Origin of the sequence: Flavobacterium sp. (assembly GCF_031422135.1) — a bacterium.
GTDB lineage: Bacteria > Bacteroidota > Bacteroidia > Flavobacteriales > Flavobacteriaceae > Flavobacterium.
The window spans coordinates 38,684-56,697 of record NZ_JANOQD010000105.1; the positions used below are offsets into that span (position 1 = coordinate 38,684).

Genomic DNA, 18,014 nt, shown 5'->3' on the forward strand with positions numbered 1-18,014 from the left:
CTTTTTTTGTTATTTATTTTTTAATGAAGCATTTACTTCTTGCCAACTGCCACCATTGGTAACATTGTTAAAACCATTTTGTTCTAAAATAGCTTTGGCTTGACTGCTTCGGCTTCCGCTTCGGCAAAAAACAATAATGTTTTTTTTGCCTTTAAATCGGTCTATTTTATTGGCTACTTGGTCTAAAGGAATATTTGTCGAACCTGCAACATTGCCTTCTGCAAACTCTGCTGCTGTTCTAACATCTACCAAGAAAGCACCTTCGTTTATTAAAATTGTTAAATCCTCGTTGTTGTTATTTCCTCCAAATATACTATTGAAAATTCCCATAATTATTTTTTTTAAACTGTTTATTCATTAAGCTTTTAACACTTTACTTTGACACACAAAATTGGTTTTAGGAACCGTGGTTTTTGCAATAGCGTTAAAACCACCTTCAATTTCAGAAAAATTTCTATAGCCACGAGCTTGCAATATTGATGCTGCCATCATAGAACGATAACCTCCTGCACAGTGCATAAAGAAATGTTCTTCGGGATTAATATCTTTTACCCATTCGTTGATAGAAGCTAATGGACGACTGTATGCTTCTTCAACGTGTTCTGCTTCGTATTCACTTTCTTTTCGTACATCGATAACTTTGCTTTCACCATTTTTTAGTTCTTTTTCAAATGTTTCGGCAGTAATTCTGTTTACTGTATCTACATCATAACCAGCTACCTTCCAAGTTTGGAAACCTCCTTTTAAATGTCCTATTAAATTATCAAAGCCTACACGAGTCAAACGCGTTACGGTTTCTTCTTCTACACCTAAATCTGTTACTAATAAAATGGGTTGTTTTACATCGCCAATTAAAGCACCAACCCAAGGAGCAAAATCGCCATCGATACCAATGTTTATAGATTGTGGAATAAATCCTTTAGCAAAATCTCCGTTGTTACGAGTATCTAAAATTAAAGCTCCAGTTTCTTCAGCAACGACTTCAAATTCGGTTGCATTGATAGCTCTCATTCCGTTATTGAAAACAGTTTCAAAACTTTCAATTCCTTTTTTGTTCATTGCTACATTCATACCAAAATAGGCTGGAGGAGGCAATAAACCATCGGTAACTTCGGCAACAAATTCTGCTTCGGTCATATTGGCACGCAAGGCGTAATTGGTAGCTTTTTGCTCACCAATAGAACCTACCGTTTCTTTACTCATATTTTTTCCACAAGCTGAGCCTGCACCGTGAGCTGGATATACAATTACATCATCAGCCAAAGGCATTATTTTTTCTCTTAAAGAATAAAATAACAATCCAGCTAATTGTTCTTGTGTCATCGATGCAGCTTTTTGTGCCAAATCAGGACGACCTACATCGCCTAAAAATAAGGTGTCGCCAGAAAAAATTGCGTGGTCTTTTCCGTCAGCATCAATTAATAAATAAGTAGTACTTTCCATAGTATGACCTGGAGTGTGTAGTACTTTTATTTTGATGTCTCCGATTTCGAAAACTTGATTGTCTTTGGCAGAAATGAATTCAAATTCGGGAGCTGCATTTGGACCATAAACAATTGATGCACCAGTTTTTTTGCTTAAATCTAAATGACCCGAAACAAAATCGGCGTGAAAATGGGTTTCAAAAATATATTTTAGTTTTACTCCGTCTTTTTCTAACCTGTCCATATAAGGTTGTGTTTCACGAAGCGGGTCAATAATTGCTGCTTCGCCATTTGAAGTTATATAGTAAGCGCCTTGGGCTAAACATCCTGTGTAAATTTGTTCTATTTTCATTGTGGTATTATTTACTGTATAATATTGTTAGACAAAGTTAGGATTTGATTTTTGCTTTAATTGTAACTTTTATCACACAACTATTTTAATTAGGAAAAAACAATTCTTTGGTTATGATGTAAATTCCCATCACCAAAACAAACCAACCAAAAGCAGGTTTTAATTTTGCACCATCGATTTTTTTAGATAATACAGTTCCAATAAATATTCCGACAATTGCAAAGGCAGAAATCGTGAATAGAAATTGCCAATCTGTAGCAGTTTCGCCACCTTCGCCAAAGAAGCCTATTAATGATTTTGCTGCAATGATTACAAGTGATGTTCCAACAGCTTCTTTCATTGGTAACTTGCTTAAAATTACTAATGCAGGAATAATTAAAAATCCACCACCAGCACCAACTAATCCTGTAAGAATTCCAACAATAGCACCTTCAATTACTATTAATGGGTAATTGAATTTTTGCTCTTCCTCTTTTTCTGCAACATTAGTTTTCTTGTCTTTTTTTATCATACTATAGGATGCCACAATCATTAAAATTGCAAAAAGAAGCATCATCAAAATACTTTTGGTTACGACAAAATCACCTATGCTAAAAACTTCTTTTGGTATTGCAGGAACAATCAATGCACGAGTTGTAAAAACCGCAATAATTGATGGAATACCAAAAACGATAGCTGTTTTTATATTAACCAAACCTTTTTTGAAATAGCCAACTGAACCAACACCGCTAGTTAAACCAACAATAAATAAGGAGTATGATGTTGCTACAACTGGTTCAATAGCCATTAAATAAACTAAAACGGGTACTGTTAATATTGAACCACCACCACCAATTAGCCCTAACGCTACACCAATAAGTATTGATGCAAAATATCCTATATATTCCATAATTGTAAAATTTTATACTGCAAATATTAGCAGTTTAAATTTCACAATTTGTAACTTTTATCACATAGGTACTTTATTTTAAAAGTTCGATGTGATTACGATGCAATTTTAGCGCACCACGTTGTTCTAATTTTTTGAGTAATCGAGAAATTACTTCTCTTGAAGTGTTTAATTCGGTAGCAATTTCTTGATGTGATAATTTTAAATCTTGGCAACCACAAGCCTCTTTATGACGTTTTAAATAAAATTCTAAACGCTCGTCCATCGCTCTAAACGCAATACTATTGACTACTTCTAAAACTTCTTCAAAACGACTTCTGTAAGTATCAATAACAAATTCGTACCAACTTCGGTGTTGCATCATCCATTTATACATAAATGCTAAAGGAATCATAATCAATTCTACATCCTCAACCACTTTAGCCATAATTTGACTTTGCTCATTTTTTGTGGCACAAATCATAGAAATAGCACAAGCTTGACCAGGTTGCAGATAGTACATAAAAAACTCTCCTCCATCATCATCTTCACGGTAAATTTTGAGACTGCCGCTTAAAACCAATACTGTATTTTTAATATATTGACCAGTTCGCATTATTACATCTCCTGCAACAAAAGATTGTTCTATCGCATTAGAATTTATATCTGCCACTAGTTCATTAGAAAAAGATGGGAATATTTTTTTAAGATTTTGGTTCATTTTATGAAGTTTATACTAAATAGAATAATTTAGTTTTGTCAATTTACAATAAAATTAGTCAAATTTTATGCTAAAAAATAAATGATAACAATAATGCCATCGAAATTCATTTTAGTTTAAATAAAAAAACAGAAAACAATAGAATCAGTAAGTGCATACAAATGTCAATCCATCGTTATCTCTATTATAGTAACAGTTCCGATGTCGATGAAATTGATAGTAAATTGTTAGGTTGGATTAATCATCGCATAACAAATTGATATACACCACTATATTTGGAATTGCAATTATCATATTGATTTACAGAATTTTATAAAAAAATCTAGGAATTATATAACAAATCCTAAAAGTTATATAAGATTTTAAATGACACTAAAAACGAATTTTACACTATCAATTTAAAATTCATTCTAATGAAAAAGATACTTGTAACCACCGATTTTTCTGCAAATTCTAAAAAAGCAATACGATTTGCAATGCAGTTGGCTTCGCAAAATAATTACAAACTTCTGTTTTATAATGTGACTAGTGTAATGAAAAAACCCAGCATTTGGGATAATATTTATTATGGTAATTATGAAAGTGCAGAAATTAGAAAAAATCAAGAAAAGTTGGAAAAATTTATTACAAGAATTCATCAAGAAACAACTTTGCCAACAATTAATTCTGAATGTGTTTGCGAAGTAGTCAATGCTCTTGGTTTTAGTGTTGGAAAGCAAATTATGCATTACGCCAACGAAGTAAAAGTCGATTATATATGTGTAAGTACAAGAGGTTCTGGAACAATTGATAAATTATTTGGCACAATTGCTTCCGAATTGATTATAAAATCTACAACTCCAGTTTTTGTAGTTCCAAGAAATTATCGAATCAATAAATTTACTTCAATTTGTTACGCATCAGATATAGAAAATATTGATGCAGAAATAAGAAAAGTAACCGAATTAGCCCATTCACTAAAGGCAAAAGTAAAAGTAATGCATTATGATTATGGGCCTTATTTAAAAATTGAGAAAGGCAAATTAAGTAATGTAGCTCGAAAATATGAATCAGAAGATATTTTGTTTCATTACAAAAAATTGAACCCAAAATTCACACTTAATTATCATATCAGAAAAGATGTAATGCTTATAAAACCATCTTTACTGGTATTGTTTACCAAACAAAATCGCAAATGGTTTGATCGATTGTTTGCCACAAGTCACTCAACCAATATGAGTTTTAGTACAAAAGTTCCAATGCTAGTTTTTAGGAAAGAAGAAAAACAAAAAATTTAAATACAATGAAGGTCCTTATTTACAGCGCACATCGATTTGAAAAAACTTTTTTAGAAAATGCATCACAAGGTAAACACCAATTGTCATATTCTGTTTATGCTTTGGATAAAAACACTGCAAAATTAGCTCAAAATTATGAGGCTATAGCACTTTTTACTTCCGATGATGCTTCAGCTGACGTATTAGAGATACTGCATAAATGTGGTGTTCGGTTCATAGCACTTCGCAGTGTTGGATACAACAATGTGGATTTAGAAAAAGCAAAATCATTAGGAATTAAAGTTGCCAATGTTCCAGCCTATTCTCCATATTCTGTTGCGGAACATTCCGTTGCATTGCTGATGGCGTTAAACAGAAAATTGGTTTTAGGACAGAAACTAATGAAAAAAAATGATTTCAGTCTGGATCAATTAATAGGTTTCGATTTGCACGGAAAAACAGTGGGAATAGTAGGGACTGGCAAAATTGGTGCTGCTTTTGCCAATATTATGAAAGGTTTTGGCTGTAAATTATTGGCTTTTGACCTTCACAAAAACGAAGAATTAATTAGTCATACTAGTATTATTTATACTTCTTTAGAAGATTTATGCAAACAATCCGATGTGATTTCTTTGCATTGTCCGCTCAATAGTACAACCCAATGTTTATTTGATAAAAAACTTTTTTCGATAATGAAAAAAGGTGTTTTTTTCATTAACACAGCTCGTGGTGGCATTGTAAAAACCCAAGATTTAATAGCAGCGCTAGAAAACAAAACGATTGCTGCCGCTGGATTGGATGTGTATGAAAACGAAAAAGACATTTTTTTTCGCAACCATCTTAATAACGTGATTGTAGATGACGTATTCGACAAACTGCGTTCTTTACCGAATGTATTAATCACAGGGCATCAAGCTTTTTTAACCAATGAAGCATTAACAGGAATTGCCGAAACCACTTTCAAAAATATAAAGGATTGGGAAAGTAAAGGACAATCTGATAATGATTTATAAATAATTATAACCTTTGAAATCTATGATAGCAGATTTAAAGAATATTCAGTCAACTGTAAAATTAGTTTTTTCAATTTTGATTTGCCAAATTATAGGAATCGCTTCTGTCTTATTTTCTCAAACAGGTAGCAATTATTGGTACGAATCGTATGTGCTCAAATCGTGGAATATTTCAATCTATACATTTGGTGCAATATGGGTTTTATTATATTTTTTAGTAGGTACCTCGTTTTGGCTTATTTGGATAAGTAATACTCATCATAAAACAAAAAGTCAAGCCTTACAAACATTAATTATTCAATTGATTTTAAATTTCTTATGGTTTTTGCTTTTTTTTAAATTCCATTATCAAGTTTTTTCATTTTTATTAATTACCATTATTTTACTACTAATAATTACTTCACTTATTCAAACTTTTAAGATTTCTAAAATAGTAGTTTATTTACTTATTCCTTATTTTTTTTGGATTCTTTATGAAGTAATATTGAACATCAGGATTCTTATACTTTTTTATTCTTATCAAGATTAACAGAATAAGTAGTAAGGAAGAAAAATGGAAATATGTAAATAATATAATTTTATTAAAAAGTTATATAATAAATCGATTAGAAGTCTTTTTTAAATTTGAATAATAACTAAAAATAACAGAAATGAAAAAATCAATAATCACATTAAGTATTTTCTTAATAGTAAGTTCAGTATGCTACGCTCAAATTAAAAATGCAAAAACTGCAACTGTAAAAATTTATGGAAGTTGTTTTATGTGTAAAGCAAAAATTGAGACAAATGGAAATCGGAAAAACATTTCTCAGGTCGATTGGAATTTGCAAACTCTTATGGCAACGATAACCTACGATGCTAAAAAAACAACTTTGAGCAAAATTTTAAAGCGAATTGCATCGGCTGGATTTGATAATGAACAGTTTTTAGCACCTGATGCTGTCTATGAAAAATTAGATAAATGCTGTCATTATGAACGAATATTAAAACACCAATATGAATGTAAAATGTGTAAAAAAACGGCAATGAAATCTGGTAAATGTCCAATTTGTGATATGGATATGACCAAAAAGAAAAAGTAAGCAACCTAAATAAATAAAAATTATGCTAAGTAAAATAAATGATTCCTGTGATTTTATAAAAAGTAAAACCAATTTTAATCCAGAATATGGCATTGTTTTAGGTTCAGGTTTGGGCAATTTTACTGATGATATTCAAATAGAATGTACTTTACCTTATAGTGAAATTCCAAATTTTCCTGTATCGACCGTTTTAGGACACAAAGGTGCTTTGATTTTTGGAACTATTGGTGATAAAAAAAACGTGGCAATGCAAGGTCGATTTCATTATTATGAAGGATATAATATGCAAGAAGTAACTTTTCCTATTCGTGTTTTGAAATATTTGGGAATCCAAAAACTAATCGTTTCCAATGCTTCTGGTGGCGTAAATCCAAATTACAAAGTAGGTTCTATTGTTATCATCAAAGACCATATCAATTTGATGCCTGAACACCCATTAAGAGGTCAAAATGATAGTCGTTTAGGAGAACGATTCGTCAATATGAGTGAATCGTACAGCAAAAAAATGATTCAAAAAGCCAAAGAATTAGCCATTAAATTAAACATAGAAGTTCACGACGGTGTCTATGTTGCTTTGCAAGGACCAACGTATGAAACATTGTCTGAATATAAAATGGTCAAAAACATAGGTGGCGATTGTGTAGGTATGAGCACTGTTCCTGAAGTTATTGTAGCACGACATATGCAATTAGAAACTTTCGGAATATCAGTCATTACTGATATGGGAAATGAAGAAAACATAGGTAAAGTTTCGCACAAAGAAGTTTTGGAAGCCGCTACAAAAGCAGAACCACAATTGAGAATGCTAATTAAAGAATTGATATTAAATTATTGAAAGCTCACCAAAAAGAAAATTAAATACTTCAATATTTCTAAAAAGTTAATCTTTTTGCAATGAAAAAAATTTTAAAAATAATGATACTACTTATAACTACTTTACTTTTAATTTGGATTACCACTACAATATGGGCACAAGCTGAAGGACCAGAAATAACCCAACAATTTGGAGAACAAACGGCAACCAAATCGGCTTTGATTGTTTACGATGCAGATCCGTTTTTTAATTTTGATCAGCAAGTTTGTACAACCTTTGCCAAAACACTTGCCGAAAAGGATTGGCTTGTAACTGTTGCCACAGTAAAAGCAGCCAAAAAAATGAATATATCTTCTTATAATCTGTATGTGTTTTGTGCCAATACCTACAATTGGGATCCAGATTGGGCAATAGACCGATTTATCATAAGAAATGGTGATTTATTCGAAAAAAATGTGGTTGCTATCACACTAGGTTCAGGTTCTACGGCACGTTCTCAAAAATCATTAGAGATTTTAATTAAAGGGAAAAGTGCAAACCTGATTGATTCTAAATCTTTTTGGTTGCTTAAACCAAATGATGAATCAAGAACAAAAGAATCGAATGTAAAAGTAGCCAATGAAATGGTTGAAAAATGGGTATTGCAATTACTACCAAAAATAGTAATTATATAAGTTATTTAATTTTTTTTATAATACTATTACGCGTACATTTTAGGAACTTTAACTTTTAGGATAAAAATGAAAACACAAGAAGAACTCAACAACGATATTCTACAAATCACAATGAAAATAAGAGATGAATATCCTGAATTGTCAAAATATCTTTTGGAAATGCACGAAACAATTCCTGATGAAATTCATCCTAAAATTAAAATGCAAACATTACAAGATTATTACAATTCGTTGGAAGATTTACTAAAAAAGTATACTCCAAATCATTTAAAAAATGACTAACAATTTAAAACTTTTAAAATGAAATCAATAGAAAAATTGGGCATTTGGATGGATTATTCAACGGCGCATTTAATGGAATTTTCAGAAACTCCTTTTGAGATAGAAACCATCGAATCTAAATTTACGCACGAAGAAAAAGAAAAAAAATTAGCCAAAGGCGAAAGTTTTATGCACCACAAAGAGCAACAAATGCACTCAGATTATTTTAAAAAAATAGCAAAATTTATTTTGAATTATGATAAAGTTTTACTTTATGGACCTACAAATGCCAAAACAGAATTATTCAATATATTGAGGGATGACAATCGTTTTGCGAAGATTAAAATACACATTAAAGAAACCGATAAAATGAATGCACACCAAAGACAAACTTTTATGAATGAGCATTTTTCTAGTCCGTTGTATAAATAAAAATTACAATTCCACTTCCTGACCCAACATAGCCACAGGACAATCAAATCCATATCGCTCTTGAATCTTAATCCGAAGTTCATCAGAGGCTTGGTTTTCTCCGTGAACCAAAAATACTTTTGTGGGTTTTGTTTTCAATTCAGAAAGCCAATCGAGCAATCCTTTTTGATCTGCGTGAGCAGACAATCCTTGAATTTCAAGAATATTAGCTTTTACCCCATAATATTTTCCATGAATTTTAATTTCTGTGGCACCTTCCAATAATTTTCTGCCACGAGTTCCTTCGGCTTGATAGCCAATAATAATTACAGTAGTTTCTGGCAAACCAATATACTCTTCCAAATAACTCAAAACCCTTCCACCGGTTATCATTCCACTAGCAGCAATGACCACTTTTGGGCTTTTGTTATAAATGGTATCAATGGTTTCCTGGTAATCAGTAATCATTGTAAACATTTTGCACATCGCCACAAATTGTTCTTCAGAAAGTTTGTGCCAATTTCGATTGTTTTCAAAAATATCAAGCACTTTAATTCCCATTGGTGTATCAATAATATAAGGAATATTCGGAATTCTATCTTCTTCTTTCAACTGCCAAAGCAAATACATTATGGTTTGCGCTCGCTCGACAGCAAAACTCGGAATGATAATGGTGCCTCCTTTTTGAACCGTATTGTTAATGTACATTTCCAGTTCCGCTTTTGTATCCGTTTCAGGATGCAATCGATTTCCGTAAGTACTTTCCAAGAAAACATAATCTGCTTTTGTAGGTTTTACAGGCGGAAATACCAAAACGTCATCATCACGACCAATATCTCCAGAAAAAACCAATGTTTTATTTTCAAGTTTCAATTCAATTGAACACGCACCAACAATATGTCCAGCATTGGTATAAACTGCAGAAATTTCAGCATCAAGATTTATAATTTCATTGGTTTTAATAATTCTAAAAAGCGGAAAAACTTGTTCTGCTTGTTCCACAGTATAAAGCGGTTCGGCAACTTCGTGTTTAGAATATTTTCCTTTATTGGCTTGATTTGCATCTTCTTCCTGAATTTTGGCACTATCTAAAAGTATCAATTTTGCAATGTCTTTTGTAGGACTTGTGCAATATATTTTGCCATTAAAACCTTGATTGACTAGTCTTGGCAACCAACCACAATGATCCAAATGTCCGTGAGTAAGCAAAACAAAATCTATACTTGATGGCAAAATTGGTAAAGGTTCCCAGTTGAGTTCTCGAAGTGGTTTTATGCCTTGAAACTGCCCGCAATCTATCAAAATCCTTACACCATTGCTTTCTATGAGTGTCTTTGAACCTGTTACAGTTCCTGCTCCGCCAATGAATCTAATTTTCATAATTTTAAGTTTTAAATTGCTATTATTTCAACCACCAATTACACAAATTAAGACGAATTTCTATTATTACTATTAAAAAAATTAGTGTTAATTTGTGTAGTTCGTGGTAAACTTTTTGATTTTTTTTATGTTTTACAAACTTAGTATCGTTAGTGTTATCACTTCACATTTTCATTATTCTGATTTCTAAAAACCAATTTTCCATCAAAAGAATCCAATAAAATAATACTATCGGTAGCAATTGTTCCAGCCAGAATTTCTTTGGATAACTGGTTCAAAACATCACGCTGAATGACTCTTTTTACAGGTCTCGCTCCAAATTGTGGGTTATATCCTTTTTCGGATAAATAGGCAATGGCTTCTGGAGTGGCATCCATAGTAATACCTTGCAAAGCCAACATTTTGGTTACCGATTTGAGTTGTAAACCTACAATTTGAGCAATATTAGCATTGGTGAGTGGTGTAAACATTACAATTTCGTCAATACGATTAATGAATTCTGGACGAACAGTTTGTTTTAATAATCCAAGAACTTCTACTTTTGCCAATTCGGTTGCGGCTTCAATACTTCCTTTGAGATTTTCGAATTTATCCTGAATAATCTGACTTCCCATATTGGAGGTCATAATGATAATCGTATTTTTAAAATCGGCTAATCGTCCTTTATTGTCCGTCAATCTACCTTCGTCCAAAACTTGCAATAAAATATTAAAAGTATCTGGATGTGCTTTTTCGATTTCGTCTAATAAAATTACAGAATAGGGTTTTCTACGAACGGCTTCGGTCAATTGTCCACCTTCGTCATAACCTACATATCCTGGAGGTGCACCAACCAATCGGCTCACGCTGTGGCGTTCTTGGTATTCGCTCATATCGATTCTAGTCATTGAATTTTCATCATCAAAAAGATATTCTGCCAATGCTTTTGCCAATTCGGTTTTTCCAACACCAGTTGTTCCCAAGAAAAGGAATGTTCCAACTGGTTTTTTCATATCTTGCAAACCCGCACGACTTCTGCGAACTGCATCACTCACTGCTTCGATGGCTTCTTCTTGACCAACGACACGTTTGTGTAATTCGTCTTCGAGTTTCAACAATTTTTCTCTTTCGCCTTGTAGCATTTTCATCACTGGAATTCCAGTCCATTTGGCAACCACTTCGGCAATATCTTCTCGAGTAACTTCTTCTTTTATGAGCGATGTTCCCGATTGATTTTCGACTAATTGTTTTTGTGAGACGTCCAATCTTTCTTGTGCTTCTTTGATTTTTCCATATCGAATTTCGGCTACTTTGCCATAATCGCCATCACGTTCGGCACGTTCGGCTTCGGCTTTAAAGTCTTCTATTTCGGTTTTAATGGCTTGAATGGAATCGACAACATCTTTTTCGGTTTTCCATTTGGTATAAATTTCGTTTCTATCTTCTTTTAGATTTGCCAAATCCATTCCAAGAATTTTGAGTTTGCTTTCGTCTTTCTCCCGTTTTATGGCTTCAATTTCGATTTCTAGTTGCATAATTTTCCGATCCAAAACATCCAATCCTTCGGGTTTGGAATTGATTTCCATTCGCAATTTCGATGCGGCTTCGTCCATCAAATCAATGGCTTTGTCTGGCAAAAAACGATTGGTAATATAGCGTTGCGATAATTCGACAGCGGCAATAATGGCATCGTCTTTTATCTGAACTTTATGATGGGTTTCGTATTTTTCTTTGATACCACGAAGTATCGAAATAGCACTTTCGGTATCGGGTTCTTCGACCATAATTTTCTGAAAACGACGTTCTAATGCTTTATCTTTTTCGAAATATTTTTGATATTCGTCTAATGTTGTGGCACCAATGGCTCGTAATTCGCCACGAGCCAATGCAGGTTTCAAAATATTAGCAGCATCCATAGCACCTTCACCACCGCCAGCACCAACCAAAGTGTGAATTTCATCAATAAACAACACAATATCGCCTTCGGCAGCCGTTACCTCTTTCACCACAGATTTAAGACGTTCTTCAAATTCGCCTTTGTATTTTGCACCAGCGATTAATGCGCCCATATCGAGCGAAAAAACAACTTTATCTTTCAGATTATCAGGTACATCCCCATCTACAATTCGGTGTGCCAAACCTTCGGCAATAGCCGTTTTTCCAACGCCAGGTTCGCCAACCAACATTGGATTATTTTTGGTTCTACGAGTAAGAATTTGCAAAACTCTACGAATTTCCTCATCACGTCCAATAACAGGATCCAGTTTGCCATTTTTTGCCAATTCGTTGAGGTTTTTGGCATATTTATTTAGAGAATTATAATTTTCTTCGGCAGAAGCCGATGTAACTCGTTCGCCTTTTCGGAGTTCATCAATGGCTGATTTTAATCCTTTTTCGGTTACGCCTTGGTCTTTGAGAATTTGAGATACTTTACTTTTGGAAGCAAAAATGGCTAGTACCAAATGTTCTATAGATACAAATTCGTCATTCATTTTTTTTGCAATAATTTCGGCTTCGTTAAGCGTAGTATTCGCAGTTCTAGAAAGCATAATATCGCCTCCAGAAACTTTTGGAAAACTCTGAATTGTAGCATCAAGAACTTGTAAAAACAGTGGCAAATTGACATTCAGTTTTTTCAATAAAAAAGGGGTTACATTTTCGTCCACTTCAAAAATGGCTTTTAGAATATGTTCATTTTCTATTTGTTGCTGACCAAAACTTTGCGCTAGTTGTTGGGCTTGCTGAATAGCTTCTTGCGATTTTATTGTGAATTTTTGAATATTCATTTTGCTTATATTTTAAGTTTAGTTACTTCAAAATTATAAATTCCCACACAATTCTGATGCTTCTTTTTGTACATTTTTAATTCTATTAATGCTCAAACCAATTTTTTCTAAAGATTCAGAATGGTTTATTATTTCTTTTACCAAAAGGATATCCAAAATCAACAATTTATCTTTTTCTGCAAGGGATAATGTAGTCATACAAGTTATCGGATACAATTTTTTAGAATCAATTTTGGTTCTCAAATTATTATTTTTAGGATAATCCCAACTCAATAAATTCAATCCAGAGCAAGTTCCAAAACTAATTGCATCGGTCGTAAATCGGTTATTTGTAATAATCCAACATTTTGAAATTCCGTCTTTATTAGAAAAAATTTGATGGTGTTTGTCTTTCAAATCATTAAAACGAGATAAAATATACATAGGCACTTTCACATCCGTATTGGATTCTCTTCTTTCGTGAAATTTGCATTCAACCATAGCAATCATAGTGTCTTTTTTTATCATCACATCAATTTCGTGAGAAACGCATTTTCCTTGCAAAATGATATTCGTTTTTGTTTGATAACCTTCGGAGGTAAATAATCTTGAAATGTATTTTTCGAAGAAAAATCCTGCTGGTCCTAATAGTTCAATGGCGGTTCTTAAATTGTATCTCGCTGCGTGTGAATTGGATGCTTTTTTTAATAAACTAAAGGCTAATTTATAAATTTTTTTTGTGGAAATTCCTTCGTAGATTTCTTTTTCAATAGTGGTAATCACATTATCTACAATATTCTCGTTGGCACCAGATTTCATCAAAGACAATTTGAGTTTGCTTCTATTAAAATCGACAATATCGCCAGAATGCTTGATAATTTTCATTTGCTAGGAATTTGATTTCAATACGTAAATATCTGATTATATGTATAGTTAAGTTTTACATAATTATGACTAAAAGTTACATTATACACAGATTTTTTGCAATATGTAAATGATATAAGTCTTTGTTGAAATTATGTAAGTTGTTTGTAATCAATAGATATGAAATTTGTAGCATTATTAATCACTTAAAATTAGTCATTATGGAATCAGGTAAAACAGCAGCAGGAGTTTTGTTAGGTATTGGAGTTGGTGCATTGATAGGAGTGTTATTTGCTCCAGCAAAAGGTTCAAAAACCAGAAGAAAAATTATGGATAAAGGTCAAGATTATACAGATGATTTGAAAGACAAATTTGATGATTTATTGGGTTCTATTTCAGAAAGATTTGAAGATTTTTTGACAGAAGCCAAGGCAATGGTTACTCCAAAAGAAGATGTAAAGTAAATTCTTTATTCCTTTTTTTATCAAGAAAAGCAAAATTTAAAATTATGAAAAATAGCACAACAGTACTAGAAACACTTTTTGAAAAAACAACAGTTTATGTCAAAACTTCTATTGAGTTGTATAAGTTGGAAGCCGTTTCTTGCCTTGCAAACATCATATCTTCAATAGCGGTTAGGTTAATTGTATTTTTTGTTTTTGTATTGTTTTCCTTTTTTTTAAATATTGGAATGGCTTTATTTCTTGGAGAATGGTTGGGTAAGGTTTACTATGGTTTTTTTGCAATGGCTTTGATTTATATTTTTCTAGCAATTTTATTTTTACTATTTCAAAACCAATTAATCAAAAATCCGATTTGTAATTTTATAATTCGAAAAACGACTGAAAATAATGAGAACGACTAGTAAGATTGATAATTTATCACAAAAAATCACTTTATTAAAACACAAGCAAGAGTATGATTTAGAAATACTTAAAACGCATTTTCATTATACGTATGAGAGTTTGAAACCAGTAAACTTGATAAAAAAAATAGTACACGATGTGGTTTCATCTTCAGAAATAAAAACAGATGTATTGAAAGGTGTTATAAATTATTTTTCAAATAAAGTTTTCCCTGAAAAGAATAATAATTTTATTATAAAAACGATTAATTTTGTGATATCTGAATTAACAAACAAGAAATAAATTTGAAAATGGAAAGTAATTTTTATGATATAATCAATATTGAAAAACCTGTTTTGGTCGATTTTTTTGCCACTTGGTGTGGCCCTTGCAAAATGTTGGCTCCAGTTTTAAAACAAGTAAAAGAAGAACTAGGCGATAAAATCAAAATCATTAAAATTGATACCGATAAAAACCAAGATTTATCTGCAAAATATCAAGTTAGAGGTGTTCCGACAATGATTTTATTTCAAAACGGAAAGCAATTATGGAGACAATCTGGGTTGTTGACTAAAGAGGAGATCATAGAAGTGATTGTTAGTAAATATTCAAAATAAGGGTTATTAAAATGACAATAGAGTTGTTGTTTTTAAATCCAAAAATAATTGTTTTAAATTAGTAGTATGTTTTTTTTTAGATTAAATTTGAGTTTTGTTTACAATATGAAAATTCACTCTTTAATTTTTTATTTATTACTTACTATTAATTGTTTTTCTCAAAACACAATACCAGAGGTTTTGAAGAAATTCAATAAAGAATCGGTGCCATATATTACCGTATCGCAATTAAAAACACAAAATAATAGTATCATTCTCGATACACGTGAGCCAAAAGAATTCAACACCAGTCATATTGCAAATTCTCAAAATGTAGGCTATGAAAAATTCAATAGCAAAAAAATAAAAGCAACTTTCAAAAACCAAAACCAAACTATTATCGTATATTGTTCTGTAGGAATTAGAAGCGAAATAATTGGCGAAAAACTTCTCAAAATGGGATACAAAAATGTATTCAATTTATATGGAGGAATTTTTGAATGGAAAAATCAAGGTGAGGTTGTGGTTGATAAAAACCAAAAAAAGACGGATAACATCCATACTTTTTCAAGCGAGTGGAGTAAATACCTTTTAAAAGGAACTAAAATTTTTGAAAAATAATCAAATGGAGAAAACATATTACGATCCAGCAGATCTGAAAAAATTCGGAAAAATATCCGATTGGAATGAAGAATTAGGTTCGAAATTCTTTGAATATTACGGCAAAGTTTTTGAAGAAGGAACCTTAACCGCTCGTGAAAAATCATTAATTGCTCTAGCTGTTTCTCATACAGTTCAATGCCCGTATTGCATCGATGCTTACACAGGAGACGGGTTAAAACGTGGCATAACCAAAGAAGAAATGATGGAAGCCGTACACGTAGCAGCCGCTATTCGTGGTGGAGCAACATTAGTGCACAGTGTGCAAATGATGAACAAATACGATAAACTATCAATGTAAAATTGATAACTTTTAAGGTAAATTTGATTTTACTTTAAAATGTAATTCTCCTACTTTTGAAAATATGTTGTTAAAATCACTACAAGCAAGAGATAATGAACTTTCACAAACCGAAAAACAATTGGAAATTCTATCTAATGGAATGTTCAAAAACGGTATGTTACCTACTTTTGCTGAAAAAATAAAAAAATCCAACCAATTTCCATTAAGACCTTCTAAAATTGAAATTTTACAGATAAATGTTGGGTATATGTGCAACCAAGTTTGCGCACATTGTCATGTAGATGCTGGTCCTGATCGCAAAGAGATTATGACGGTGGAAACAATGAATCAAATTCTAGGCGTTCTAAAAACTACTGAAGTTAACACACTCGATTTGACAGGTGGTGCACCGGAAATGAATCCAAATTTCAGATGGTTTGTAGAAGAAGCTACTAAACTAGGTGTCAAAGATTTTATAGTCAGATCCAATCTGACCATTATTTTAGCCAATAAAAAATACCATGATTTACCTGAATTTTTTGCAAAACACAATATTCACTTAGTATCTTCTTTGCCTTATTATAAAAAAGAAAAAACCGACAAGCAACGTGGCGATGGCGTTTTTGACAAATCAATAAAAGCTTTACAAATGCTTAACGAAGTTGGTTATGGTAAAGAAGGAAGTAATTTAAAACTAGATTTGGTTTATAATCCGTCAGGTGCATTTTTGCCTACAGATCAAAAGGCATTAGAGAATGATTTTAAGAAAGCTTTAAAGGAAGATTTTGATATTGATTTTCATAGCCTATTTGCTATAACCAATTTGCCCATTTCTCGATTTCTAGATTATTTAATTGCATCTGATAATTATGAAGATTATATGTACGCTTTGGTAGAAGCCTATAATCCGATGGCTGTTGCCAATGTGATGTGTACCAACACCATTTCTGTAAGTTGGGATGGTTATTTATACGATTGTGATTTCAATCAAATGTTGGGATTAAAAGTTGCATCTCCAGAAAAACACATTTCACAGTTTAACGAAGCCAATTTAAATAACCGAAACATTGTTATCTCGCAACATTGCTATGGTTGTACAGCAGGAGCGGGGAGTAGTTGTCAAGGAGCTGTTGCCTAATGGAAGGAAAATTAATCTTAATATTTACTCGAAATCCTGAATTGGGCAAAGTAAAAACGCGATTAGCTGCCTCTATTGGTAACGAAAATGCATTAGAAATATATAAATTTTTACTCAATCATTCTGAAAAAATAGTTTCTCAAGTTAATGCAACAAGACGTGTTTTGTATTCTGAAGAAATAAATACTAATGATATATGGAACAATCAATTATTTCAAAAAAAATTACAATTTGGAAATGATTTAGGCGAAAAAATGCAAAATGCTTTCGCAGATGGTTTTATTGACGGTTTCAAAAAAATTGTAATTATTGGTACTGATTTGTACGATTTAGAAGTTTCCGATATTGAAAATGCCTTTTTAGCATTAGAGACTCACAATGTTGTAATTGGTCCTGCGGAAGATGGTGGTTATTATTTATTAGGATTAAGACATATTCCAGAAAACATTTTTTCAAATAAAAAGTGGAGTACAGCATCCGTTTTAAAAGATACATTAAATGACATCCAAAATTTAAAATACCATTTATTAGAAACTAAAAACGATATTGATACCATTGATGATATTAAAAACATTCCAATTTTTCAGAAATATTTAAAATAGGATTAAATTAAATAGAATTTAATAAA

Annotated in this window: 23 protein-coding genes; 16 read left to right on the forward strand and 7 right to left on the reverse strand. The window is 31.9% G+C overall.

The window, feature by feature from the left end:
- Positions 1-9: 9 nt before the first annotated feature.
- The 4 genes from RMO70_RS13410 to RMO70_RS13425 form a co-directional block, all read right to left on the reverse strand.
- Entirely contained in the window at positions 10-330 is a 321-nt protein-coding gene (locus RMO70_RS13410) for a rhodanese-like domain-containing protein (RefSeq protein ID WP_310556945.1), read from the reverse strand.
- 27 nt (positions 331-357) lie between these two features.
- Positions 358-1,776, reverse strand: coding sequence for an MBL fold metallo-hydrolase (locus RMO70_RS13415; RefSeq protein ID WP_310556946.1), 1,419 nt, complete (start codon positions 1,774-1,776; stop codon positions 358-360).
- Between the two features lie 85 nt (positions 1,777-1,861).
- Positions 1,862-2,665: a sulfite exporter TauE/SafE family protein gene (locus RMO70_RS13420; protein WP_310556947.1), complete on the reverse strand. Its 804-nt coding sequence runs from the start codon at positions 2,663-2,665 to the stop codon at positions 1,862-1,864.
- A gap of 73 nt (positions 2,666-2,738) precedes the next feature.
- On the reverse strand, positions 2,739-3,365 hold the full coding sequence (locus tag RMO70_RS13425) for a Crp/Fnr family transcriptional regulator (RefSeq protein ID WP_310556948.1): 627 nt from the start codon (positions 3,363-3,365) through the stop codon (positions 2,739-2,741).
- Positions 3,366-3,778: 413 nt separating this feature from the next.
- On the opposite strand from RMO70_RS13425, the gene RMO70_RS13430 reads away from it, so the two are divergent.
- The 8 genes from RMO70_RS13430 to RMO70_RS13460 all read left to right on the forward strand — a co-directional run bounded on the left by RMO70_RS13430 (position 3,779) and on the right by RMO70_RS13460 (position 8,897).
- A complete protein-coding gene (locus tag RMO70_RS13430) occupies positions 3,779-4,642 on the forward strand; it encodes a universal stress protein (protein ID WP_310556949.1) in 864 nt (287 codons plus the stop codon).
- 5 nt (positions 4,643-4,647) lie between these two features.
- On the forward strand, positions 4,648-5,634 hold the full coding sequence (locus RMO70_RS13435; RefSeq protein ID WP_310556950.1) for a 2-hydroxyacid dehydrogenase: 987 nt from the start codon (positions 4,648-4,650) through the stop codon (positions 5,632-5,634).
- A gap of 22 nt (positions 5,635-5,656) precedes the next feature.
- A complete protein-coding gene (locus tag RMO70_RS16955) occupies positions 5,657-6,163 on the forward strand; it encodes a TspO/MBR family protein (RefSeq protein ID WP_409025090.1) in 507 nt (168 codons plus the stop codon).
- Positions 6,164-6,284: 121 nt separating this feature from the next.
- Positions 6,285-6,716 carry a cation transporter gene (locus tag RMO70_RS13440; protein ID WP_310556951.1) on the forward strand — a complete coding sequence of 144 codons (432 nt, stop codon included), beginning with the start codon at positions 6,285-6,287 and terminating at the stop codon, positions 6,714-6,716.
- A gap of 22 nt (positions 6,717-6,738) precedes the next feature.
- A complete protein-coding gene (locus RMO70_RS13445) occupies positions 6,739-7,551 on the forward strand; it encodes a purine-nucleoside phosphorylase (RefSeq protein WP_310556952.1) in 813 nt (270 codons plus the stop codon).
- An 80-nt stretch (positions 7,552-7,631) separates the two neighbouring features.
- Positions 7,632-8,204, forward strand: a complete 573-nt coding sequence (locus RMO70_RS13450; RefSeq protein WP_310556953.1) for a hypothetical protein — start codon at positions 7,632-7,634, stop codon at positions 8,202-8,204.
- A gap of 66 nt (positions 8,205-8,270) precedes the next feature.
- Positions 8,271-8,486: a hypothetical protein gene (locus tag RMO70_RS13455; RefSeq protein ID WP_310556954.1), complete on the forward strand. Its 216-nt coding sequence runs from the start codon at positions 8,271-8,273 to the stop codon at positions 8,484-8,486.
- A gap of 18 nt (positions 8,487-8,504) precedes the next feature.
- On the forward strand, positions 8,505-8,897 hold the full coding sequence (locus RMO70_RS13460; protein WP_310556955.1) for a hypothetical protein: 393 nt from the start codon (positions 8,505-8,507) through the stop codon (positions 8,895-8,897).
- A gap of 3 nt (positions 8,898-8,900) precedes the next feature.
- Here the strand turns inward: RMO70_RS13460 and RMO70_RS13465 are convergent, their stop codons facing one another.
- From RMO70_RS13465 to RMO70_RS13475, 3 genes are all read right to left on the reverse strand, one after another.
- Complete coding sequence (locus tag RMO70_RS13465; RefSeq protein ID WP_310556956.1) at positions 8,901-10,256, reverse strand: MBL fold metallo-hydrolase; 1,356 nt, start codon at positions 10,254-10,256, stop codon at positions 8,901-8,903.
- Positions 10,257-10,414: 158 nt separating this feature from the next.
- Positions 10,415-13,021, reverse strand: coding sequence for an ATP-dependent chaperone ClpB (gene clpB / locus RMO70_RS13470; RefSeq protein WP_310556957.1), 2,607 nt, complete (start codon positions 13,019-13,021; stop codon positions 10,415-10,417).
- 33 nt (positions 13,022-13,054) lie between these two features.
- Positions 13,055-13,885 carry an ATP cone domain-containing protein gene (locus RMO70_RS13475; protein ID WP_310556958.1) on the reverse strand — a complete coding sequence of 277 codons (831 nt, stop codon included), beginning with the start codon at positions 13,883-13,885 and terminating at the stop codon, positions 13,055-13,057.
- Positions 13,886-14,085: 200 nt separating this feature from the next.
- Between RMO70_RS13475 and RMO70_RS13480 the strand changes: the two genes are divergently transcribed.
- The 8 genes from RMO70_RS13480 to RMO70_RS13515 all read left to right on the forward strand — a co-directional run bounded on the left by RMO70_RS13480 (position 14,086) and on the right by RMO70_RS13515 (position 17,988).
- A complete protein-coding gene (locus tag RMO70_RS13480; RefSeq protein ID WP_310556959.1) occupies positions 14,086-14,328 on the forward strand; it encodes a YtxH domain-containing protein in 243 nt (80 codons plus the stop codon).
- A 44-nt stretch (positions 14,329-14,372) separates the two neighbouring features.
- Positions 14,373-14,729 carry a hypothetical protein gene (locus tag RMO70_RS13485; protein WP_310556960.1) on the forward strand — a complete coding sequence of 119 codons (357 nt, stop codon included), beginning with the start codon at positions 14,373-14,375 and terminating at the stop codon, positions 14,727-14,729.
- Positions 14,716-15,012 carry a hypothetical protein gene (locus tag RMO70_RS13490; protein ID WP_310556961.1) on the forward strand — a complete coding sequence of 99 codons (297 nt, stop codon included), beginning with the start codon at positions 14,716-14,718 and terminating at the stop codon, positions 15,010-15,012. The genes RMO70_RS13485 and RMO70_RS13490 overlap by 14 nt, the downstream gene beginning before the upstream one ends.
- Positions 15,013-15,020: 8 nt before the next feature.
- Positions 15,021-15,326: a thioredoxin gene (gene trxA, locus RMO70_RS13495; protein ID WP_310556962.1), complete on the forward strand. Its 306-nt coding sequence runs from the start codon at positions 15,021-15,023 to the stop codon at positions 15,324-15,326.
- Between the two features lie 105 nt (positions 15,327-15,431).
- On the forward strand, positions 15,432-15,926 hold the full coding sequence (locus tag RMO70_RS13500; RefSeq protein WP_310556963.1) for a rhodanese-like domain-containing protein: 495 nt from the start codon (positions 15,432-15,434) through the stop codon (positions 15,924-15,926).
- 4 nt (positions 15,927-15,930) lie between these two features.
- Positions 15,931-16,266, forward strand: a complete 336-nt coding sequence (locus tag RMO70_RS13505) for an arsenosugar biosynthesis-associated peroxidase-like protein (RefSeq protein WP_310556964.1) — start codon at positions 15,931-15,933, stop codon at positions 16,264-16,266.
- A gap of 64 nt (positions 16,267-16,330) precedes the next feature.
- Positions 16,331-17,386, forward strand: a complete 1,056-nt coding sequence (gene arsS, locus RMO70_RS13510; protein WP_310556965.1) for an arsenosugar biosynthesis radical SAM (seleno)protein ArsS — start codon at positions 16,331-16,333, stop codon at positions 17,384-17,386.
- Entirely contained in the window at positions 17,386-17,988 is a 603-nt protein-coding gene (locus tag RMO70_RS13515; RefSeq protein WP_310556966.1) for a TIGR04282 family arsenosugar biosynthesis glycosyltransferase, read from the forward strand. The genes arsS and RMO70_RS13515 overlap by 1 nt, the downstream gene beginning before the upstream one ends.
- The last annotated feature ends 26 nt before the right edge of the window (positions 17,989-18,014 follow it).